This window comes from Plantactinospora mayteni (genome assembly GCF_016862935.1).
In the GTDB taxonomy this organism is placed as follows: domain Bacteria; phylum Actinomycetota; class Actinomycetes; order Mycobacteriales; family Micromonosporaceae; genus Plantactinospora; species Plantactinospora mayteni.
On sequence record NZ_BONX01000012.1, the window covers coordinates 320,367 to 342,211 of the forward strand.

The 21,845-nt window shown below is 70.2% G+C and carries 15 protein-coding genes and 1 pseudogene; 9 read left to right on the top strand and 7 right to left on the bottom strand.

The annotated features are described in order from the left end of the window. Window positions 1-27: 27 nt before the first annotated feature. Together Pma05_RS12470 and Pma05_RS12475 are read right to left on the bottom strand one after the other, a co-directional pair. Window positions 28-2,043: pseudogene (locus tag Pma05_RS12470) on the bottom strand (acetoacetate--CoA ligase); the annotation flags it as partial. Between the two features lie 177 nt (window positions 2,044-2,220). Further along, window positions 2,221-2,760, bottom strand: a complete 540-nt coding sequence (locus Pma05_RS12475) for an acyl-CoA thioesterase (protein ID WP_203857506.1) — start codon at window positions 2,758-2,760, stop codon at window positions 2,221-2,223. Between the two features lie 156 nt (window positions 2,761-2,916). On the opposite strand from Pma05_RS12475, the gene Pma05_RS12480 reads away from it, so the two are divergent. The 3 genes from Pma05_RS12480 (at window position 2,917) to Pma05_RS12490 (ending at window position 6,520) form a co-directional block, all read left to right on the top strand. Continuing rightward, window positions 2,917-3,579 (top strand): hypothetical protein, encoded by a 663-nt coding sequence (locus Pma05_RS12480; RefSeq protein WP_203857507.1) that lies wholly within the window; start codon window positions 2,917-2,919, stop codon window positions 3,577-3,579. 108 nt (window positions 3,580-3,687) lie between these two features. Beyond that, window positions 3,688-4,638, top strand: coding sequence for a hypothetical protein (locus tag Pma05_RS12485; protein ID WP_203857508.1), 951 nt, complete (start codon window positions 3,688-3,690; stop codon window positions 4,636-4,638). Window positions 4,639-5,122: 484 nt separating this feature from the next. Further along, a complete protein-coding gene (locus Pma05_RS12490; protein WP_203857509.1) occupies window positions 5,123-6,520 on the top strand; it encodes an RICIN domain-containing protein in 1,398 nt (465 codons plus the stop codon). Window positions 6,521-6,770: 250 nt separating this feature from the next. Here the strand turns inward: Pma05_RS12490 and Pma05_RS12495 are convergent, their stop codons facing one another. After that, a complete protein-coding gene (locus Pma05_RS12495) occupies window positions 6,771-7,541 on the bottom strand; it encodes a FadR/GntR family transcriptional regulator (protein ID WP_203857510.1) in 771 nt (256 codons plus the stop codon). A 156-nt stretch (window positions 7,542-7,697) separates the two neighbouring features. On the opposite strand from Pma05_RS12495, the gene Pma05_RS12500 reads away from it, so the two are divergent. Genes Pma05_RS12500 through Pma05_RS12515 form a run of 4 tightly spaced genes read left to right on the top strand, consistent with a single transcriptional unit; the run spans window position 7,698 to window position 11,985 of the window. Further along, on the top strand, window positions 7,698-8,966 hold the full coding sequence (locus Pma05_RS12500) for an ABC transporter substrate-binding protein (protein ID WP_203857511.1): 1,269 nt from the start codon (window positions 7,698-7,700) through the stop codon (window positions 8,964-8,966). Between the two features lie 4 nt (window positions 8,967-8,970). Further along, a complete protein-coding gene (locus Pma05_RS12505; protein WP_203857512.1) occupies window positions 8,971-9,945 on the top strand; it encodes a carbohydrate ABC transporter permease in 975 nt (324 codons plus the stop codon). Beyond that, on the top strand, window positions 9,945-10,772 hold the full coding sequence (locus tag Pma05_RS12510) for a carbohydrate ABC transporter permease (protein WP_203857513.1): 828 nt from the start codon (window positions 9,945-9,947) through the stop codon (window positions 10,770-10,772). The genes Pma05_RS12505 and Pma05_RS12510 overlap by 1 nt, the downstream gene beginning before the upstream one ends. 1 nt (window position 10,773) lies before the next feature. Continuing rightward, window positions 10,774-11,985, top strand: coding sequence for a mandelate racemase/muconate lactonizing enzyme family protein (locus Pma05_RS12515; protein ID WP_203857514.1), 1,212 nt, complete (start codon window positions 10,774-10,776; stop codon window positions 11,983-11,985). 258 nt (window positions 11,986-12,243) lie between these two features. On the opposite strand, the gene Pma05_RS12520 is transcribed toward Pma05_RS12515, so the two are convergent. Further along, entirely contained in the window at window positions 12,244-15,792 is a 3,549-nt protein-coding gene (locus Pma05_RS12520; protein ID WP_203857515.1) for a ThuA domain-containing protein, read from the bottom strand. 412 nt (window positions 15,793-16,204) lie between these two features. Between Pma05_RS12520 and Pma05_RS12525 the strand changes: the two genes are divergently transcribed. Beyond that, window positions 16,205-16,369, top strand: coding sequence for a hypothetical protein (locus tag Pma05_RS12525; protein WP_203857579.1), 165 nt, complete (start codon window positions 16,205-16,207; stop codon window positions 16,367-16,369). A gap of 12 nt (window positions 16,370-16,381) precedes the next feature. Continuing rightward, entirely contained in the window at window positions 16,382-18,769 is a 2,388-nt protein-coding gene (locus tag Pma05_RS12530; RefSeq protein ID WP_203857516.1) for an RICIN domain-containing protein, read from the top strand. A 165-nt stretch (window positions 18,770-18,934) separates the two neighbouring features. On the opposite strand, the gene Pma05_RS12535 is transcribed toward Pma05_RS12530, so the two are convergent. The 3 genes from Pma05_RS12535 to Pma05_RS12545 all read right to left on the bottom strand — a co-directional run bounded on the left by Pma05_RS12535 (window position 18,935) and on the right by Pma05_RS12545 (window position 21,591). Further along, window positions 18,935-20,098, bottom strand: coding sequence for an acyl-CoA dehydrogenase family protein (locus Pma05_RS12535; protein ID WP_203857517.1), 1,164 nt, complete (start codon window positions 20,096-20,098; stop codon window positions 18,935-18,937). A 180-nt stretch (window positions 20,099-20,278) separates the two neighbouring features. Further along, window positions 20,279-21,238: a hypothetical protein gene (locus tag Pma05_RS12540; protein WP_203857518.1), complete on the bottom strand. Its 960-nt coding sequence runs from the start codon at window positions 21,236-21,238 to the stop codon at window positions 20,279-20,281. Then, the gene (locus Pma05_RS12545; RefSeq protein ID WP_239312233.1) at window positions 21,235-21,591 is read right to left on the bottom strand and encodes a PadR family transcriptional regulator; all 357 of its coding nucleotides are present in this window, start codon (window positions 21,589-21,591) and stop codon (window positions 21,235-21,237) included. The genes Pma05_RS12540 and Pma05_RS12545 overlap by 4 nt, the downstream gene beginning before the upstream one ends. Between the last annotated feature and the right edge of the window lie 254 nt (window positions 21,592-21,845).

A 21,845-nucleotide genomic window follows, 5' to 3' on the forward strand; every position in this document is an offset into this window, starting at 1 on the left:
CCCGGCCTGCCGCTCAGGCCCGCCTTGCCGCTCGGTGCCGGTCTGGCGCTCGGCGGTCCGCTGCTGGGCGAAGTGTGCGAAGGCGACCAGCGACTCCGGGTTGGCCAGCGCGCCGGTGGCGGCGGCCGAGTCCATCGCCGCCCCGGTGAGGATCTTCTTCACCGGCACCTCCAGCTTCTTCGCCGAGAGCGTCTTCGGCACCGCCCCCACCTGGTGGACCTCGTCCGGCACGTGTCGGGGCGACAGCCCGGTACGCAGCTCCCGGTTGATCCGCGCGGTCAGCTCCGGCCCCAGATCCAACCCCTCGGCGAGTACGACGAAGAGCAGCAGTTCGCCCGCGCCGCCCTCGTCGTCCTCCAGGTGCACCACCAGCGAGTCGGTCACCTCCGGCAGTCCCTCCACCACGGAGTAGAACTCGGCGGTGCCGAGGCGTACGCCGCCCCGGTTGAGGGTGGCGTCCGAGCGGCCGGTGATCACACAACTGCCCCGCTCGGTGACGGTGATCCAGTCCCCGTGCCGCCACACCCCGGGATAGACGTCGAAGTACGCCTCCCGGTAGCGGCGGCCGTCCGGGTCGTTCCAGAACCCGACCGGCATGCTCGGCATCGGTGCCGTGATCACCAACTCGCCGAGCTGGTCGATCACCGGTGTGCCGTCGGCCGACCGGGCCTCCACCCGGGCGCCGAGGCAGCGGCAGGTGATCTCACCGGCGACGACCGGCAGCAGCGGCACGCCGCCGACGAAACCGGTGCAGACGTCGGTGCCGCCGGAGATCGAGTCGAGCCGCAGGTCGGCGCCGACGGAGTCGTACACCCAGCGGAAGCCCTCGGCCGGCAGCGGCGCACCGGTCGAACCGACCCCGCGCACGGCGGAGAGGTCGAACAGGTCGGCCGGGCGCAGCTCGGCCTTACGGCAGGCCAGCAGGAAGGGTGCCGAGGTGCCGAAGTAGCTGGTCCCGGTCTCGGCGGCGAGCCGCCACAGCGTGCCCAGGTCCGGCTCGGCCGGCCGGCCCGGCTCGGCCCGGACCGCCGGGTTGCCGTCGAAGAGCACGATCGCGGCGCCCACCGCCGGGCCGGAGACCAGGAAGTTCCACATCATCCAGCCGGTGGTGGTGAACCAGAAGAACCGGTCCCCCGGGCCGAGGTCGTGGTGCAGCGCCAGCATCTTCAGGTGTTCGAGCAGGATGCCGCCGTGCCCGTGCACGATCGGCTTCGGCAGCCCGGTGGTGCCGGACGAATAGAGCACGTAGAGCGGGTGGTCGAAGGGCACCGCCGCGAAGGAGAGCGGCTCGTCGGTCTCGGCCGCCAGCGCCGCCCAGCTCAGCGCCGCGTCCGGCGGCGCGGCGTCCGGCTCCAGATAGGGCAGCACCACCGTGTGTACGAGCGACGGCAGCGCGGAACGGATCGTCGCCAGTTCGGCGCGGCGGTCGACGGGCTTGTCGCCGTACCGGTAGCCGTCGACCGCCACCAGCACGGTCGGGGCGATCTGCCGCCAGCGGTCGAGCACGCTGCGGGTGCCGAACTCGGGGGCGCAGGAGGAGAAGACCGCCCCGAGACTGGCGGTGGCGAGCATCAGCACGAACGTCTCGGGGATGTTCGGGGCGTACGCCGCCACCCGGTCGCCGGGGCCGACGCCCAGCCGGACCAGTCCGGCCCGGACCCGGCGTACCTGCTCGCGCAGCTCGGCGGCGGTGAGGGTGACCGGGGCGCGGGTCTGGCTGTGCGCGATCACCACCGGCTCGTCGTCGGCCAGCCCGGGCATCCGGAGTACGTGCTCGGCGTAGTTGAGGGTGGCGCCGGGGAACCAGCGGGTGCCGGGCATGGAGGTGTCAACCACCGTCGCGGTCGGCTCGGTGTGGGGCTGGACCTCGAAGTAGTCCCAGATCGAGCGCCAGAAGCCGTCGAGATCAGTGACCGACCAGCGCCAGAGCGCGGCGTAGTCGTCGAAGTCGAGGCCCCGGTGCCGGCTCAGCCAGCGCAGGTAGTCGCCGATCCGGGACCGGTCGCGGTCGGCCGGTGGCGGCGTCCAGAGCACCTCGCCCACCATGGTCCTGCTCCCTCCCTACGGCCAGCACGCCGGTGTGCTGGGGCCCGGTCGCCATACTGCCGTACCCCGACCCGCAATTCTCCGCCCGGAGGCCGGTGCCGGTACGCGTGCCCGGCCCACATGTCCGGCCCTCGGATCATGTGGGCCGCGCCAGGGAGGTTGGTGCCCGAGGGCTCAGCCGGCGACGGCCGTGTCGGCGGTGCCCCGATGTGCCTGGATCGCCTTGCGCTTGGCCAGCCGGTGCGCCCGGCGGATCTCCGCCTCGCGGAACCGGCGCTCGTCCACCGGGGTCTCCGGCAACACCGGGCGGACCGGGCGCGGGTTGCCGGCCACGTCCACCCCGACGAAGACCAGGTAGGCGGTGGCCACCACGATCGGGTCGTCCTCGGCGCTGTCCCAGCGCTCGGCGACCACCCGGACCCCGACCTCCATCGAGGTCTGCCCGGTCCAGTTGACCTGGGCGTGCGCGTGTACCAGGTCACCGACCCGGACCGGCTCGGCGAAGACGATCTCGTCGATCGCGGCGGTCACCGCCGTACCGCCGGAGTGCCGGGCCGCCGACGCCCCGGCCACGTCGTCGACGAACTTCATCAGCACGCCGCCGTGCACGGTGCCGTAGAGGTTGACGTCGACCGCCGTCATGATCCGGCTCAGCGTGACCCGCGAGTACGAGGTCGGCTTGCCGGCCGGCGGTGGCGAGAACTGCTCGGTCATGCCGGCAACGGTACGGCGGCATGCCGTGCCACCGCCCCCGCCGGTGACGCCGGTTACCCGGATCACCCCGGTCACCCCACGGTGACAGTCAGCAAGATCGATCCAGACGCGCCAGTGCAGGCTGCTCAACGCCGTCCGAGGCGGTACGGTGCGCGGATGCGACATCTCTGGAGCTTCCTCGCCGGAGTGGTGGCGGCGCCACTGACCTGGGCCCTGATCGCGCTCGGTCAGGACGGGTCCGCCCGCACCGTCACCCGCTGGGTGGAAGTCGGTACCTTCAACACGGCCAACCTGATCCAGGGGGCCGTCTACCTCGGAGTCGCGGGCATCCTGCTCGGCCTGCTCGGCACGCTGCGGCTCTCCCCGGCCGGTCCACTCGTCGCCGGCCTGCTGCTGGTCGCCCCGTACGCCGGGCTGTTCGTCGACCCCTTCACCGTGCGCGACGCGGTGCCGGCGAACTGGAAGCTCTTCGGCGACCCGCTGCTGTTGGTGCAGGCGCTGGACAACGGCACGACGTTCCTGATCGGCGTGCTGCTGCTGATGGCCACCTTCAGCATCCAGCGCTGGCGTCGTTGGCCCCGCCCGGTCGCCGCCGGCCCCGCGCCGACGTCGTCCGACGTGGAGGAGCCGACCCCGACCGACTGGTCCCTGCTGAACAACCCGCCGGAGGCCGACATCAAACCGCCGACCCTGGGTTACCCGGAGCCGGACACCGAACCGCTGCCGCCGCTGCCGCGCCGCGACGCCGGCTCGCCGTGGTCGGCTCCGCCCCGGTCCGCGACGACGCGCGACGACGCGGCCGACAGCACGACAAGTTGACCGTGCCGGGGCGGGTCGTTCGGTCGACCCGCCCCGGACCGACACGCCGAGGCCGGCATTGCCCGGTCCGGGTACGGTGCCGGGAGGCACCCGGCTGGGGAGGTTGCAGTGCGACACCTTGGATCACTGGTATTCGGGCTGGTCAGCGCGCCGATCATCTGGGTGCTGGCCGGGATCGGGTTGGTCAGGTTCAACGGTGGGATCAGCCGGGACGAGATCGGGGACACGCTCCTCGGGTTCGTCGTCATCGTGGTCGTCGCCGGGCTGCTCGCCGCGCTGCTGCTGCCCCGGTGGTCCCCGCTCGGCCCGGCCGCCGCCGGTCTGCTCTTCATGGCCATGGCGCTGTGGTCCGTCTTCAGCTTCGGGTCGATGACCGACGTGCTGCCGCGCTCCTTCCTCGGCGTCGAGTTCGCGCTCACCGCACCCTCCGGAGCGCTCTCCGCGCTGCTCGCCGTGCTGCTCGGCGCCACCCTGTTCATACCGCACCGCTGGCGCTCGCCCCGCGCGGCGGCGGCCGGCTTCCCCGGCGGCGCCGGCCAGCCCGGTCTTCCGGGGTACCCGCCGACCGGCCAGTTCCCGCCCGGTGGCCAGGCGCCGGGCCAGTTCCCGCCCGGCGCCCCGGTACCGCCCGGTGGGCCCGGTGCGGCCAGCCAGTTCCCGCCCGGCGGGCCCGGCGCACCGGGAGCCCCGCATCCGCCGAACTACGGCCCGTCGACCGCACCGAACTACGCCCAGTCCGCCCCGCCGAACTTCGGCCCCGCCGTGCCGCCGACCTACGGTCCCGGCACGCCGCAGTATCCGGCCCCGCCGTACAACGCCCCGGCCGGCGGGGCACCGCACCACGGCCCGCCGATCTCCAGCCCGCCGGTGCCGAGCGCGCCGCCGATGCCGCCCACCTTCAGCCCGCTGACGCCGCCGGCTCCGGCACCCCGGCCCGGCGAACCCAGCGGTCGCGCAACCAGCCAGTTCGGCGGACGCTCGGACGAGACCACGCAGTTCACCGGAGGACCGGACGACGACGGCATGGACGGGGCGACCCGCCGCCTCGGCGACCGCTGATCCACCTCGGCGACCGCTGACGCCGACCCTCCACCTGAGGCCGGCCCACCTCGGCGACCGCTGACGCCGACCCTCCACCTGAGGCCGGCCCACCTCGGCGAGCGCTGAGGCTTACCCCCGGTACCCCGCGCGGAGGAGCGCGTCCGGGGAATCGGACTGCTGCCCACCGCCATTGATGCTGCCCTCGATCGCCATCGTCGGATGCCGGGCCGCATCGATGCAAATCGTTTGACGTATGACGTTGTTAGCGCTAACTTCTCCCCGTGGGCCGAAGGCTGCCGGGAGCCTGACCGAAGCAACGCCGGGGTCTGCGCAGGCTGTTCGACGTTCGCCGGCCCTCGGGCAGGGGCCGGAACGCGAGTGGTGACCGCGCGGCCGTGCTCACACACCAACCTGAGGTGCTGACGCCACCACCAGACGCCGGCACACGGCAGGCCGTCCGCGTCCGTCCTGATCGCGGGTGGCCCGATCGAAGGAGCGGATCATGAAGGCCATCGGTGAGGCACCACCCGCCTCCGGGCACAGACGTGGTTGGCGGGCAGGCTTGGCGGCGATGGCGGCGACAGTCCTCGCGGCTGGCGCCCTCGGCGTACTGCACGCGACACCCGCCTCGGCGGCCACCGTGGACACCAACGCCTGGTACGTGCTGGTGAACCGCAACAGCGGCAAGGCCCTGGACCTGTACGGCCTGGCCACCAACGACGGTGCGCGGATCAGCCAGTGGACCCGCAACGACGGGGCGAACCAACAGTGGCAGTTCGTCGACTCCGGCGACGGCTACTACCGGCTGAAGTCCCGGCACTCCGGCAAGGTCCTCGACATCTCCAACTGGTCGACCGCGGACGGCGCCGCCGTCAACCAGTGGGCCGACCACAACGGAGCCAACCAGCAGTTCCGACTGGCCGACTCGGACGGCGGCCACGTCCGGCTGGTGAACCGGAACAGCAACAAGGTGGTGGAGGTGCAGGGCGCCTCGACGGCCGACGGCGCGAACGTCGTGCAATACTCCGACCTCAACGGCACCAACCAGCAGTGGCAGCTGGTCCGGCTCGGGGGCGGCGGACCGACCGACCCGCCGCCGACCGGTGGAAGCGCCGGATGCGGCAAGTCACCGACGCTGCGCAACGGCACGCACTCGATCCAGAGCAACGGCAAGGCCCGCAGCTTCATCCTGCGGATGCCCAACAACTACAACAACAGCACCCCGTACCGGCTGATCTTCGCCTTCCACTGGCGGGGCGGCACCGCCAACGAGATCGACTCGGGCGGCACCAGTGGCCAGTCCTGGTCCTACTACGGCCAGTGGGAGCAGTCGGGCAACAACAGCGCGATCCTGGTGGCGCCGCAGGGTTTCGGCAACGGCTGGGCCAACTCCGGCGGTGAGGACGTCGTCTTCGTCGACGACATGATCAGCCGCATCGAGAACGACCTCTGCGTCAACCCGGGCCGGCGCTTCGCCACCGGTTTCAGCTGGGGCGGCGGCATGAGCTACGCCCTCGCCTGCGCGCGGGCCACGGTCTTCCGGGCGGTCGCGGTGATCGCCGGTGCGCAGATCAGCGGGTGCAGCGGCGGGACACAACCCATCGCGTACTTCGGACTGCACGGCATCTCGGACAACGTCCTGAACATCTCCCAGGGCCGGAGCCTGCGGGACACGTTCGTCCGGAACAACGGGTGCACCGCGCAGAACCCGCCCGAGCCGGCGGCGGGCAGCCGGACGCATCGCACCACCGCCTACTCTGGCTGCCGGGCGGGGTACCCGGTGCAGTGGGCCGCGTTCGACAACGGTCACATGCCCGGCCCGGTCGACGGGACCTACTCGGAGAGCGGCGTCACGACCTGGACCAAGGGTGAGATCTGGCGGTTCTTCTCGCAGTTCTAGGGACGCGCCTTCCCGCGGTTTGTCGGGACAGGCTTCTCGACGGTTGTCGGGACAGGGCAGCGGCCACGGCCCCGGGGCACCGCGGGTCGTGGCTCTGCTCCCGCCCTGTCCAGCAGGTACTCCGGCCCCGACGGCACGACGCCGACCGGACGAGGCGGGCTCGCGGCGGAAGTGGGCCCTCCGCGACCGGGAGCCCGCTCCGGCATCGGGCCGCGGGGCCGGGCCTGCCTGCCTGCCGCCCGGGGTCGGATCACCGTTGCAGGCGTGCCGGACTGCCCGATCCGTCACGGCGCACCAGCCACGCCTCGGTGATGTGCGCGAACATCGCCTCGGCGGCGCCGTCCGGGTCCTGCGCGGCGATCCGGTCGTAGATGCGCCGGTGCCCCTCGTTGGACGCCACGCACAGCGCCCGTTCGGTCCGGCCCATGTACCGGGCGGTGTTGACAACCTGGCTCTCCAGCGACCGTACGACGCCGCGGGCGATCCGGTTCCCTGACGCCTGCATGACCGTGTCGTGGAAGGCGCGGTCGTGGTCGTGGTAGGCGACGTGGTCGTCCACCATCTCGTCCATCCGGTCCACCAGGTCGCGCAGTCGTTGCAGGGTCTCCGGGTCGGCCAGCCGGGCGGCCACGTTCGCCATGTCCGACTCCAGCACCCGCCGGGTCACGACGAGATCGTCGAGGATCGCCAGGGTGTCGTCCTGGGCGATGGTCGCGCCGAGGACCAGTTCGTCGAGCATGTCCCACATCGACGGCGGGGTGACCGTCGTACCGCTGCCCTGCCGGACCTGCACCAGCCCCTTCTCCTGGAGGATCTTCACGGCCTCCCGGACGACGGTCCGGCTGACCGAGAAGGTCTCGCAGAGGATCGGCTCGGGCGGCAGCGGCGTGCCGGACGGGTGCTGCCCACCGACGATCCGCTCCACCAGTTCCGCGGTCACCGCCCTGGCCAGGTTGGCCGGTCGCCGCGACCACGCCGGGCGTGCCGGAGCGCCCGGATCCGCTTCCCGCGATGTCGTCATGTCCCCTCCGGGGTGCCGTCGCACGTATGGATACGACGGCGTGTTCAGTGTACGGCCCGACTATTGACGTCAGACGTCATACGAGTTACCTTCGCCGCAATCTAGCAACACCCCGGGCCGCCCGGTCGGCCACTCCCCATGAAGGTGAGCAGCGCGATGAAGCAGCGAGCAGTCTGGTCAGCCATCCTCGTTGCGGGATTGGCGATGGCCGGCTGCGGAAGCGCCACAGGATCCGGTTCCTCGTCCTCGGACTCCGGGGACAAACTGGTGGTCTGGGACTGGAAATCCGGTGAACCCGCAGCCGCAACCTATATCGAGAAGGCGAAGGTCGACTTCGCCAAGAAGCACCCCGACGTCACCGTCGAGTTCGTGGCGCAGCCGTTCGACCAGTACTACACCCTGCTGGGTGCGGCCATCCAGGCCGGCAAGGGGCCGGACGTCGTCCTCTTCAACGGCGGCGGCCAGATCCGCGACCGGGTGAGCGCACTCCTGCCCCTGGACGAGTACGTGGCCGAGGACCGGCAACGACTGGCCGGCTGGGAGGCGTTCACCGCCGCCGACAAGACCTACGCCAGCCCGGTCACGCTGCAGGGGCACCCGATCTACTACAACAAGTCGCTCTACGAGAAGGCCGGACTCGACCCGGCGAACCCGGCCGGTACGTGGAACGAGTTCGTCGCCAACTGCGCCACCATCACCAGCAGGACCGGCGCCAGGTGCTTCGCCCTCGGCAACAAGGAGGGCTACGGCATCCAGTTCTGGCTCTCGGGACTGGCCTCGGGCGTCCTCACCACCGCCGAGTACGACGCCTGGATCGCCGGCAAGCGCGACTGGAACTCGCCGAACGTCAAGCGGATCTTCCAGCTCTGGAAGGAGGCCGGCGACAGCAAACTGAACAACGACGGAGCCAACTCGACCGCGATGTTCAACGACTCCTTCGCGCTCTTCCAGTCCGGCAAGGCCGCCCACGTCATCGGGCTGATGTCGGACGTGGGGCACTGGAAGGACTTCAACGAGTTCCTGACGCCGGAGAAGCTCGGCGTGATGGGCGCACCGGTGGTCACCCCCGGCACCACCCCGAGCCTGCCGTACGACGGCGGCATCGGGTACGGCGTCACGAAGTGGACGAAGGACCCGAGGGTGGCCGCCGACCTGGTGCGCTCACTGACCTCGACCGAGGCCCTGAAGGCGTTCTTCGCCGATGCCGGCGCCATCGCCGCCGACACCACGATCGACGCGACCCAGGCCGGCCCCGCCGTCGGGACCATGATCTCGGAGTTGAAGTCCGGCAGGCCGGCGCTGCACGTCGCGCTCTCCTCGGAGGCGCTGGACCTGATGGGACGACTCTCCCAGCAGCTCCTGAGCGGCTCGGTCACCGTCGACGAGGTCGCCAAGCAGATGGCCGCGGTCGACAAGGCGGGGTGATCAGGTGTCGATCCGAGAGACCGTGTCGTCGGTCCGCCCGGCTCCGGCCGGGCGGACCGGCGAGGCTGCCCGAGGCACGCTCGGCGGCCGTACCCGGCCGCGGCGGCGTTCCCGCAGCCTGACCGCCGAGCGCCTGGCGCCGTACGTGCTGGTGGCGCCGGCCGTCCTGATCATCGTGGTACTGCGGCTCTGGCCGCTGCTGCTCGGGGTCAACTTCTCCTTCACCGGTGACGGCGACCGCAACGGCACGGCGGTCGGCCTCGACAACTACCTCCGCCTGCTTGACGACCCGCTGTTCCGGCAGGCGCTGCGGAACGTGGGACTGCTCGTGCTGCTGCTGCCGGTGGCGGTGGCCATTCCGGGCCTGCTCGCGACGTTCATCTTCCTGCGCGTCCCCGGGCACCGGCTCTACCGCAGCGTCTACTTCTTCCCGGCCGTACTCTCCCCGGTCATCGTCGGCGCGATCTTCAACCTCCTGCTCGCGTTCGACGGCCCGGCCAACACACTGCTCGGCTCGGTCGGCCTCGGTCCGGTGGACTGGCTCGGCGACCCGGACGTCGCGATGTTCGTCGTGGTCGGCGTACACGTCTGGGCGACCTTCGGGATGGCCCTGGTGATCTTCCTGGCCGGCTTCGCGACCCTGGACGCCGCGTTGCTCGACGCCGCCCGGGTCGACGGCGCGACACTGCCGCAGACCATCTGGCACGTAATCGTCCCCGGTCTGACCCGCACCATCCAGTTCGTCTTCGTGACCACGATGATCGGGATGCTGACCTCCATGTTCGGCCTGCTCTACGTCATGACCAGCGGTGGACCGGAGGGCTCCACCTATCTGCCGGAGTACTACATCTGGATCCAGCAGGGTCAGATGAACCGTCCGGCCCTGGCGTCGGCCGCGTCGACGGTGCTCTTCGTGATCATGCTGGCCGTGGGCCTGCTCCAGATCAGGCTGCTCCGGCGGGCCGGGAGGGTGGACTGATGTCCCGGATCGGCTGGGGCCGGTGGTTCGTCGCGATCCCGATGGCCCTGCTCGCGCTGGCCACGGTCTACCCCCTGGTGTTCACCGCCAACGTCGCGATGAAGACCCGGCGGGAGTACATCCTGGACCGCTTCTCGCTGACCGGCGCGCTGCGCTGGGAGAACGTCGTCACCGCGTGGACCAGCGTCGGCATGGGCCGGTACTTCGTCAACTCGCTCGTCGTGGTGACGTCCTCGGTGCTGCTGTTGCTGCTGTTCGGCTCGATGGCCGGCTTCGCGCTGAGCCAGCTGCGGTTCCGCGGATCGTCGGCGCTCTTCCTGTGCTGTCTCGCCGGGCTCTTCGTCCCGTTCCAGGTGATCATGGTGCCGCTCGCCAGGATCATGGCGGACAGCGGCCTGCTCGACACGTACCCCGGGCTGGTCCTCGTGTACGTGGCGCAGTTCCTCCCCTTCACGGTGTTCCTGATGACGAGCTACTACAAGGCCATCCCGGTGGAGATCATCGACGCGGCCCGGATCGACGGCAACAGCGTGTACGGGGTCTACCGGCGGATCATGCTGCCGCTGGGCACCCCGGCCCTGCTGTCGGTCGGCATCCTCAACGCGCTGTTCTGCTGGAATGACGTCCTGATGGCGCTGGTGGTCATGCCCTCGGCCGAGCACCGCACCCTGATGGTCGGGGTGACCTCGCTGCGCGGGCAGTACTCCGACGACATCCCGAGCTTCGCCGCCGGGGTCATGATCGCCGCCATCCCCGTCCTGCTGGTCTACCTCTTCCTCCAGCGCCAGATCGCCGACGGTGTCGCCGCCGGTTCCACGAAGGGCTGACATGCGGATCACCGGGTACCGGACCCTCAGCACCGTCCAGGAATGGGGGCGGCCCGTCGGCGACGCCAACGGGGTCTACCCGGACGGCGTCACCTCGCTGCCGATCGTCGTCGTCGAGACCGACGAGGGGATCACCGGGGTGGGCTTCGGGCCGCACGTCGAGATCGAGCGGATCTTCGCGGCCGTGGAGGGCGAGGATCCCCGTGCCGTGACGGCGCTCTACGACCGGATGCTGCGGCAGACCTTCAAGGCCGGCCACGCGGGGCAGGTCTTCGGCACCATCGGTGCGATCGACACTGCCCTATGGGATATCAAGGCCAAGGCGGCCGGGGAGCCGCTCTGGCGGCTGCTGGGCGGACGCGATCGGCGGGTCCCGGCGTACGCCTCCGGCCTGGACATCGGGTTGACCGACGACGAACTCGTCGCGGAATACCAGGTCTACGCCCGGCACGGGCTGCGGGCCGCCAAGCTCAAGGGTGGCCTCGACATCGACCGGGACCGGGACCGCCTGTGCCTGGTCCGAGACGTGCTGGCCGAGGCAGCCCCCGGGCAGCGGCCGGGGCTGATGCTCGACGTCAACGAGGCGTGGACCCGCAAGCAGGCCGTCCGGCACGTCGGCGAACTGGAGCGCGTCCTGGATCTCATCTGGATCGAGGAGCCGGTCCGGCGCTGGGACGCCGACGGCCTGGCCGCGGTCAGCCGGGGGGTCCGCGCCTCGGTGGCCACCGGGGAGAACCTCACCGGGCTCGAACAGTACCGCCCGCTGATCGCGGCGGGGGCCGTGGACGTCGTCCAGACGTCCGCTGTCTGGGGAATCACCCACTTCCTCCGGGTGGCCGCCCTCGCACACGCCCACGACCTGCCGGTCAGCCCGATCGGCAACAGTCCGGCCGGGCTGCTGCACGCCGCCACCTCGGTGCCGAACCACCTGGTCAGCGAATTGCAGGACCTGCACCGCCCGATCGGGGTCGCCATCGACCTGCACGTCGAGGACGGCGCCTTCGTCCTCGGCGACTCGCCCGGCCTCGGTGTACGGGTCGACGAGGATGCGATCGGGCGGTCGACCCGTACGCCAGGAGGCGGGACCGCGGAGAGCCCGAACGTCCGGCCGGAACGGGCCGGGCGGCGGCTGCTGGCCGGGGCCGACGGCGCCCGCCCGCTGCTCCCGGTCGGCGTCGGCACCACCGCCAACCACCGGCGGCGCGGTCCCTGACCCGCCGCCGGCTCTCCGCACCGCGACCGTGTCGGCGGCCCGTGGCAACGGACAACCGAACACCGGGACGGAGGCCGGGGAGCGGCCGGCGCTGGCTGAGCCCCCGCCCGCACGGCATCCCCCGCCCGTACGGCATCCCGGCCCGCACGGCATCCCGGCCCGGTCCGGCCACCGGCGGCACAGACCCGGTCGGGACCGGCTCGCCCGGAGCCTGGTCCCGACCGGGCCGTCACCGGCCTACGCGTCGAGCCGAACGCGTCAGGCCACGGTGAACCGCCACTGCTGGTTGGTACCGCTGTGACAGCTCCACTGCAACAGCCGGGCCCCGTCGGCGGTGCCGCCGCCGTCGACGTCCACGCAGAGCCCGCTGGGCACGCTCTTGACCGTGTACACCCCGGAGGTTCCGGTGGCGGTGACGGTGAACTTCTGCCGGTCAGTGTTGTTGCAGGTGGCCTGCTGGAGGTAGGCACCCTGCGTGGTGGAGCCGCCGGTCACCTCGGCGCACTTGCCGCTGTGCCCGGCCTTCAGGTAGACCGCGCCGGCTCCGGCGTCGACGGCCTGCCACTTCTGGTTGTTGCCGCCGGTGGCCGCCCACTGGTGGATCTGGGCGCCGTCGGCGGTGGAGACGCCACTGACGTCCATCAGCTTCCCGCTGTGCTGCGCGGTGATCGTCCAGGTCTGGCCCGCCACGCCACCACCGGTGGTGGGTACCCCGACTCCGTTGCCGCCGAAGGTGTGCGAGTCGAGGTCGAACCAGTTGTTGGCGGTGCCCTTGAAGACCAGGTAGAGGGTGTGTGACCCGGCCACCGACGCCACGCTCACCGGCGGGGTGGACTGGTAGTTGTCCCAGCCACCGGTGCTCGGCACCGGGGTGGTGGCCAGCAGCGTGCCGGTCGGTGAACCGGCCCGCAACTCGATCGTGCCGCCACCGGACGGCGACGACAGCCGGTAGCTGACGTTCGTGATGCCCGACAGGCTCATCGGGGTGAACGCCACCCAGTCGTTGTTGGAGATGTCGCCGACCCGCTTGCCGCTCTCCGCACCGGCCTGGTCGACGACCCGCGTGCCGGACTGGCTGCTGTAGTACTCGGCCTGCTTGTGTTTCGGTTGCAGGATCGCCTGCGCACGGCCAGTGAGCGGGGCCGCGCCACCGGCACCACCGTTGTCGGTGTAGTGCGCGTTCAGCACGTAGAACAGGTTGGCGCCGTCCGGATGACCGCCGAGCAGGTCGGTGGAGATCGTGCCGGAACAGCCGGGGTACTCGGTGGTCTCGTGCGCGTGGTCGTCGTGGCCGAGGGCCGGGTTGAGGACCACGTCGGCGCAGTCGACTGGGTCGCCGCCCGGGTCCGAGACGGTGATCTGGTATGGCACCCGGTCGCCGAAGGTGAGCATGCCGCCGTTGGCCGGGGTAGTGATGGTGACCACCGGGGCGGTGTTGCCGACCGTGATCTGTACGTTGGCGAAGCCGCTCTTGCCGCCGCCGTCGGTGACCTTCAACTGGGCCGTGTAGTTGCCGTTGGCGGTGTAGACGTGCGACGGGTTGGCTGCGGTCGAGGTGGTGCCGTCGCCGAAGGTCCACTGGTAGCGCAGCGTGTCGCCGGGGTCGGGATCGGCCGTACCGGCACTGCTGAACTGGACAGTGAGCGGGGCGTTGCCGCTGGTGGGCGTACCGGTGGCCTTGGCGATCGGCGACCGCCCGCCCTGGATGTAGTCGATCCGGTAGAGCCCGGAGTCGCTGTTGCCGCCGCCGAAGTTGGTGCCCCACTCCAGCAGGTAGAGCGAGCCGTCCCGGCCGAACTCCATGTCCATTGGCTTGTTGAAGTTGCCGGCCGGCAGGAACGGGTTGGTCCGGGTGACCGTGGTGGCGGAGTCGAAGTGCACCTCCTTGACGTAGTTGCGCGCCCACTCGTAGAAGAAGTGCACGCCGTCGTAGTACGGCGGGAACTTCGTCGCGGACGGGTTCGCCGGGTCGTACCGGTAGACCGGCCCGCCCATCGGCGCGGAGCCGCCGGAGCCGAGTTCCGGGAAGGTCGGCGAGGTGCCGTAGCCGTACCAGATCTGGGGTGTGACGACCGGCCGCAGGCTGGTCAGGCCGGTGTTGTTCGGCGAGTTGTTGACCGGCGCGGCGCAGTTGAACTTCGCGCCGACCACACCGGTGTCCGGGTTGTACGGCGCGTACGGCTGGTTGTCGCCGTGGCAGAACGGCCAGCCGTAGTTGCCCGGGGACTTGATGACGTTGAGTTCGACGAGTCCCTCGGGACCCCGGTTGGTGGTCGGCGGGTTCCGGTCGGGCCCGTAGTCGGCCAGGTAGACCCAGCCGTTCGCCGGGTCGATGGAGAAGCGGAACGGGTTGCGGAAGCCCATCGCGTAGATCTCGGGCCGGGTCTGCGCGGTGCCCTGCGGATAGAGGTTGCCGGTCGGGACGGTGTAGCCGCCGCTGGCCGAGGGCTTGATCCGCAGCAGCTTGCCGCGCAGGTCGTTGGTGTTGCCGGCGGTCCGGGCGGCGTCGAGGTTCGCCTTGCCGGAACGCCAGTCGAGCGGGGCGTAGCCCTGCCAGTTGGGGTCGAGGTTCGGCGGGGTGTCGTCACCGGTGCCGATGTAGAGGTTTCCGTCCGGACCGAACTCGATGTACCCGCCGGTGTGGCCGGGCTCGGGGAACGTCCGGTCGCGGTACGCCGGGATGTCGATGATCCGGACCTCGCTGGAGAGGTTGAGGGTGTCGCCGGTGAGGGTGTACCGGGAGACCCGGTTGACGTCGGTCGAGCTGCTGGCCGGTGAGTGGTAGAGGTACACGTACCCGTTGCTGGCGAAGTCGGGGTCGAGCGCCATCCCGGTGAGGCCGTCCTCGCCGCCGGTATAGACGCTGAGCGTGCCGGCCGTGACGGTGAGGTTGGTCGACGGCTTGAAGATCTTCAGTTGGCCGGCCCGCTGCACGTAGAGCACGCGACCGTCGGGGGCCACCGCCAGGGCCATCGGGTCGACGGTGTTGTCGTCGAGGGTGCGCTTCTCGAAGTTGCCCCAGACGGTGCCGCCGCAGTCGCCGGGCTCGTTGCCGGCGGCCCACCTGACCCCGCCGAGGACGTGGTTGCGGAAGTTGGTCTCGCTGTAGGACTCGATGGCGTGCCCCATCGCGGTGGCCCAGACCCGCCCACCGGCGGCGTTGCGGCACCAGGAGATCGGGTGGTCCGGGCCCATCGCCCGGGAGCCGGGGTTGTAGGTGCGCTCGTCGGCGGTGACCAGGACGTGTACGTCGCCGCGCGGGTTGCGGTCGAAGTTGTACCACTCCTCGCTGCGGTTCCAGCGGTCCGGCAGGCTGGCCGTCGACGGGTGCTTCTTGTCGGCGACGATGGCGGTGCCGGGCAGTACGCCGGGTGAGTGCTCCGGCATGTGTGCTCCGGCGTTCACCGTCTGGTCCCACCACGGGTACTCGCCCTCGATGCCCATGTCCGTGGCGTTGTGTACGGCGACGATGCCCTTGCCGCTGGCGAGGAAGCCCTCCACCGCCTGCCGCTGCGCGGCCGAGGTCCAGACCATGCCCGAGGTCTGGAACATGATGAGGACGTCGAAGGTGGCCAGGTTGGCCGAGGTGAAGACGTTCGAGTCCTCGCTCTGTACCAGTTCGAAGTTGTTCGCCGCCGCCTGCTGCTGGAACATCGAGATCCCCGCGGGGATCGAGTCGTGCCGGTAGCCGGTGGTCTTGGTGAACAGCAGGGCCCGGAAGGCGGGGGCCGCCGACGCCGGCGGGACGAGTGCGAGTGCCAGCAGCAGGCCGGCCAGCACTCCGGTGATCAGTGTCTTGCGACGCATGCCGTCTCTCTTTCGCAGGGGCGGGCGGGGTGCGACCACGGGCCGGCCGCGGGCCGCGGCATGCCAGGTCGTGCCTGGACGCCGGGAGCGCGGGTTCGCCCGGTCGGTCGTCGTGCCGTCCGCCGCGACGGCAGTCAGCGCCGCAGGACGTCACACAGCGTTACTTGGACTGCCGTGTGTCCGTCCCGTGGTCCGTGAGGTCAGGATGACCAGCACATCAACGTATGTCAATATTTTCTCGCAACGATTGATCTGATGTTCCAGCCCAGACAGTCAACATCTCCGCCCGGCCACGTTCGACGTCCGACTTTGGGCGCGGCGAGGTCCACCGGCCGAACAGCAGAACGAGGATTGCATGGACGGATGTGAACATCTATCTTCATACGTGTTACGTCTTATGAATGTCAAGAAAGTGATCCGAGCTTTGCCGACGATCGCCACCGCCGCCCCGATCTGGCGCCCGCTCGCCGTCACGCAGGACCGGCTCGCCCTGGACGGTCTGGACCAGCTCCGGAAGCTCCTCGGTGCGCCGTCCACCCCAACCGACCACACCCATCACCACACCACCCTCAGGTAAGGAGACCGTCCCGTGTCCGTACCGTCATCTGCCGCCGGCCGGAGGCGGGTGCTGGCCGGAGCTGTCGCGGCGGCGCTGGCCACCGTGGCCGCCGTCGCCGCCGCACCCTCCCCCGCGTCAGCGGCCACCACCACGCTCTACGCGTCCCCCTCCGGCAGCGGCACCAGTTGCTCGGCCACCCAGCCCTGCTCGCTGACCGGAGCGCAGACCGCGGTGCGCGCGCTCACCGCCGCGATGTCCGGCGACGTCGTCGTGCAGCTCGCCGACGGGGTGTACCGGCTCTCCGCGCCGCTGCGGTTCACCGCGGCCGACTCCGGCAACAACGGCTACCGGGTGGTGTGGCAGGCCGCCCCCTCGGCCCGGCCGGTGATCAGCGGCTCCCGGGCGGTCACCGGCTGGTCCCAGGTCGACGCCGGCCGCAACATCTGGCGGGCCAACGTCGGCGCCGGCACCGAGAGCCGGCAGCTCTACGTCGACGGCGCCATCGCCACCCGGGCCCGTACCCAGGTCAACCGGGCCGACTTCACCCCGTCCAGCACCGGGATGAGGTTCACCAACAGCGCACTCAACTACCTGAACAACCTGGCCCAGCAGAGCCGGATCGAGATGGAGAGCGTCGGCTCCTTCACCGACCGCTACTCCCCGGTGCAGAGCATCAGCGGGAACCTCATCACGATGCAGCAGCCGGCCTGGAACAACAACAACTTCGGGTACGACACCTTCACCAGCCCGCACCGGGCCGGCCCGCTCTACCTGACCAACGCCTACGAGTTCCTGGACGCTGCCGGCGAGTGGTATCTCAACCGGACGACCGGTGACCTGTTCTACATCCCGCCGGCCGGGCAGAACATCAACAACCTCAGCATCGAACTGCCGACGTTGCAGTCCCTGGTGAACCTCGGCGGGACGTACGACGCCCCGGCGCACCACCTCACGTTCAGCGGGATCACCTTCACCGGTACGAGCTGGCTCGGCCCGAGCAGCAACCAGGGCTACGTCGACCAGCAGACCGGCGCCTACATCGCCGGGAACTGGAGCTGGCCCGCCTTCACCTCCTGCCACAACGGCTGCCCGCAGTTCGAGGCCGCCCGGCCGAACTGGTTCCAGTCGCCGGCCGCGGTGCAGATCTCCGCCGCCAACAACATCACCGTCACCGACTCCCGGTTCTTCAACCTCGGGCAGACCGCGATCGGCATCGGCAACGACGCCAACGCGCACGCCAGCGGGGTGGGCCTGGGCGCCAGCAACATCACGGTGGACCGCTCCGAGATCGCGCGTGCCTCGGCCGGCGGCATCGTGGTCGGTGGCGTCCGCGCCGACGCCCACCACCCGAGCGACCAGCGGATGACCAACCGGGACATCACAATCAGCAACAACCGCATCCACGACATCGGCGTGGAGCACCGGGGCATCGTCTCGGTGCTGACCACCTACGTCAACACCGCCACCATCTCGCACAACGAGGTCTACAACATGCCGTACACCGGCATGTCCATGGGGTACGGCTGGGGCGCCAACGACGCCGGTGGCAGCAACCACTACGCCGACCGTGGCCTGTACAACTACCAGCCGCGCTACTCCACCCCCACCACGGCGTCGAACAACCGGCTCGTCGGCAACTACGTGCACGACGTGATGCAGCAGATGAACGACGGCGGCTGCATCTACACGCTGTCGGCGAACCAGGGCGGGCTGATCAGCGACAACCACTGCCTGCGGACCAACGGCTACTTCGGGATCTACTTCGACGAGGGCTCGCGGTACTGGACCGCCCGGAACAACGTCTTCTCGAACACCGGCACCTGGGCCACCGCCAACTACTGGTTCGCCGAGAACATGGGCAACTTCACCGTCACCAACAACTGGTCGACCAACAACAGCACCAACGTGACCAACGGCGACCGGAGCAACGTGGTCAACAACAACGTCACGGTGACCAACGGCAACTGGCCGGCCGGCGCCCAGGCCGTGATGACCGCCGCCGGGCCACAGAGCGGCGGCAACGGCCAGCAGAACGTGCGGATCGTCGGGGCCCAGTCCGGGCGCTGCCTGGAGATCGGCGGATCGAGTACCGCCAACGGCACCCAGGCACAGCTCTGGGACTGCGGCAGCGGCACCAACCAGCGATGGACGCACACCGCCAGCGGTCAGCTCATGGTGTACGGCAACAAGTGCCTGGACGCCAACGGGCAGGGCACCGCCAACGGCACCCTGGCGATCATCTGGGACTGCAACGGGCAGGCCAACCAGCGGTGGAACGTCAACGCGAACGGCACCATCACCGGCGTACAGTCCGGGCTCTGCCTCGACGCCAGCGGCAACGGGACCGCGAACGGCACCAAGGTGCACCTCTGGGCGTGCCACGGCGGCACCAACCAGCAGTGGAGCCTGGGTAGCTGACACAGACGGGGAGGTGGGGCCGAAACGCCGGCCGGCCCCGCCTCCCACCACACCGCGCCCGGCCGGTCCCAGACCGTGAGGTCGGGTATCCGGCCGCCGTCGACCTCCGGACCGATCAGCGTTGCGCGGCCGTGGCGTGGTGGCTGTCCCGCGCCCGGAACGGCGTCAGTCCTTGAGGAGTTGCCGTGCCATCACGATCCGCTGGACCTGGTTGGTGCCCTCGTAGATCTGGGTGATCTTGGCGTCCCGCATCATCCGCTCGACCGGGTAGTCCCGGGTGTAGCCGTACCCGCCGAGGAGCTGGACCGCGTCGGTGGTGATCTCCATGGCGGCGTCCGAGGCGAAGCACTTCGCGGCGGCACCGAAGTAGGTCAGGTCGGCGTCGCCGCGCTCCGACTTCCCGGCCGCCGCGTACGTCAACTGCCGGGCCGCCTCCAGCTTCATCCCCATGTCGGCGAGCATGAACTGTACGCCCTGGAACTCGGCGACCGCCTTGCCGAACTGCCGCCGCTGCCGGACGTACCCCCTGGCGTAGTCCAGCGCGCCCTGGGCGATCCCGAGCGCCTGGGCGGCGATGGTGACCCGGGTGTGGTCCAGGGTCTTCATGGCGGTGCCGAAGCCGGTCCCCGGGTCGCCGATCATGCGGTCCGCCGGGATCCGCACGTTGTCGAGGTAGACCTCCCGGGTCGGCGAGCCCTTGATGCCGAGCTTCTTCTCCGGCGCCCCGAAGCTGATCCCCGGATCCGACTTCTCCACGACGAAGGCGGAGATGCCGCGCGAGCGGGCCGCCGGATCGGTCACCGCGAACACGGTGTAGTACTCGGAGACCCCGGCGTTGGTGATCCACCGCTTGACACCGTTGAGCACGTAGTGGTCGCCGTCGGGTACCGCCCGGGTGAGCATCGAGGCGGCGTCGCTTCCCGCCTCCGGCTCGGAGAGGCAGTACGAGAACATCGCCTCGCCCCGGGCCACCGGCGGCAGGTAGCGCCGCTTCAACTCGTCCGAGGCGGCCAGCAACAGTGGCATGGTGCCGAGCTTGTTCACGGCCGGGATCAGCGAGGAGGCGGCACAGGCCCGGGCCACCTCCTCGATCACGATCGCGGTGGCCAACGCGTCGGCGCCGGCTCCGCCGTACTCCTCGGGGATGTGCGGGGCGTGGAAGTCAGCGGCCTTCAGGGCTTCGTACGACGCCTTCGGGAACTCGCCGGTCTCGTCCGCCTCAGCGGCGTTCGGCGCGACCTTGGCGTCGCAGACCTCCCGGACCGCCTCCCGGACCGCCTCGTGCTCCTCCGGCAGCAGGTATGCGTCGAACGACGGCTCACTGGTCACGGCGGCCCTCCCCGGCACTCGTCCCCGGTGGCACCACGCCCCGGACATCCGAACAATACCCGCCAGTAACCACGCCCCGACAGCCCTCCCCGGCCTCGCCGTCGCCCCGGCCAGGGCGCTGGGGCGGCGACCGGCGGTCACCTCGGCGCGGCGACGACCTGCGGAAGGGAGCGCACCGACCTACAAGGCGACTTGCCGGCGAGTAGCCATCCTGCTGATCGTGAGCGTGACCGCGAGCATTCCGACCATCGCCGCGAGAAGTAGGGTCTGGTTGCCGACCGCCCAAGCGTCCTGCTTCCAACCCATCAGTTCATGGGCCAGGACACCGAGGATTGGCACCAGGAGAAGCGTGCTCGCGACGACGGATAGCCGCACATCAAACGCCGCCCCCACGATGGCTGCCGTGAGCCAGGCGACCACAATGACCGCCTGGCCAAATCCGCCGTCCCATCCATTGAGCGGATTAGGTGTCACCATCGCCACAACCACCGCTGCCACGACAAGCCAGATCCATGGTCGCCTGACCCGTGGTTGACGCGCTCCGAGCAACGGAAGCATCGTCAGTGCGGCCAACACGCATGCCCACGTCGGGAAGTCCAAGGCTAGGTAGAGAACCGCCTCGAGCCTCGACGGCCCGCTTGCCGTAACTCCCGTCCATTGTTCTACGTACAACTGGTTGTGGGCTACGGGGTACCAGTGGTCAGCGATGAAAGCGCTGACGGTTACGGCGAGTGCGACGCGGTAGCGAGCCCAAGCCGCGGCGGCCAGTGCCAGAAGCCATAGCGCGGGCGTGACCAGGTCACCGGAAACCACAGCGGCGGAGGAAGTGCCAGGCAGCAGCAGCCATAGGCGCCATATGACGGGCATGGCCGTGAGGCAGATGCCGCACACGAGGAGGGACAGCGCGGTCAATCGCAGCGCGGAGTATCGCAATGCTGACCGGGAACCGAGTCGGTCCACACCGGTGCGGGCCCGCAGGCCTCCCGTCAGGAGTGCCAGGGACTCCCGAAGGTTCGGGTGTCCGCGGTCCGTCTCGCCCGCAGCCAGCAGCGTCTCCAGCATCTCGTCGGCCCGGTACTGCCGATAGGCCCGCGGGTACGCGCGCAGCAGCCACCGATAGCGGCGCTCCAGGCCGGTCATGCCAGCGCCGTCCGCGCCGTCGCGACCATCGATCCGACGGGACGGTCTCGAACGACCCGAGCCGCAGCGGCCATCCGCGCCGCCTCCTCATGCAGTGCGGACAACCCGTGCCCGGTCAGCTCATACGTGCGGCGGGCACGGCCGTTGACCACCGCCTCCTCGGCCACTCGCACCATCTCCTCGCCGGTGAGCCGGTCCAACGCGGCGTACAGGGTGCCAGTTGTCAAACGCACCCGCCCGCCGGACAGTTCCTGTGCCTGCTTGACGATGGCGTAGCCGTGCAGCGGAGCGTCCTGTAACGCGGCGAGGATGAAGTACGTGGGTTCGCGCATCGGCACGAAAGACCTAGTCATGCCATCAACATAAGCAGATGATCGACGTATTGGTCAAGGACCGGGCCATCGCGGGTCTCTGTGGCATCCCGATCTGTCGCCCGATCGGGCGACACGACGCGTGACGGGCGTGCGGTGGCGTCAACGCACTGGTCGTGCCGTCCACCGTGATCGCGCAGTCCGATGCGCAGGTGCGGGTCGGCACGCTGGGCAAGCAGTGGAGGGTGGGAGTGCACTCCCACCCTCCACTGAATCTTTCAACCTCCCCTTGCGAT

Bases quoted from the DNA above. Each gene is read 5' to 3' on its own strand.
- Pma05_RS12475 (WP_203857506.1), bottom strand. From the start codon at position 2,760: ATGACCGAGCAGTTCTCGCCACCGCCGGCCGGCAAGCCGACCTCGTAC.
- Pma05_RS12480 (WP_203857507.1), top strand. From the start codon at position 2,917: ATGCGACATCTCTGGAGCTTCCTCGCCGGAGTGGTGGCGGCGCCACTG.
- Pma05_RS12490 (WP_203857509.1), top strand. From the start codon at position 5,123: ATGAAGGCCATCGGTGAGGCACCACCCGCCTCCGGGCACAGACGTGGT.
- Pma05_RS12495 (WP_203857510.1), bottom strand. From the start codon at position 7,541: ATGACGACATCGCGGGAAGCGGATCCGGGCGCTCCGGCACGCCCGGCG.
- Pma05_RS12500 (WP_203857511.1), top strand. From the start codon at position 7,698: ATGAAGCAGCGAGCAGTCTGGTCAGCCATCCTCGTTGCGGGATTGGCG.
- Pma05_RS12510 (WP_203857513.1), top strand. From the start codon at position 9,945: ATGTCCCGGATCGGCTGGGGCCGGTGGTTCGTCGCGATCCCGATGGCC.
- Pma05_RS12515 (WP_203857514.1), top strand. From the start codon at position 10,774: ATGCGGATCACCGGGTACCGGACCCTCAGCACCGTCCAGGAATGGGGG.
- Pma05_RS12520 (WP_203857515.1), bottom strand. From the start codon at position 15,792: ATGCGTCGCAAGACACTGATCACCGGAGTGCTGGCCGGCCTGCTGCTG.
- Pma05_RS12540 (WP_203857518.1), bottom strand. From the start codon at position 21,238: ATGACCGGCCTGGAGCGCCGCTATCGGTGGCTGCTGCGCGCGTACCCG.
- Pma05_RS12545 (WP_239312233.1), bottom strand. From the start codon at position 21,591: ATGACTAGGTCTTTCGTGCCGATGCGCGAACCCACGTACTTCATCCTC.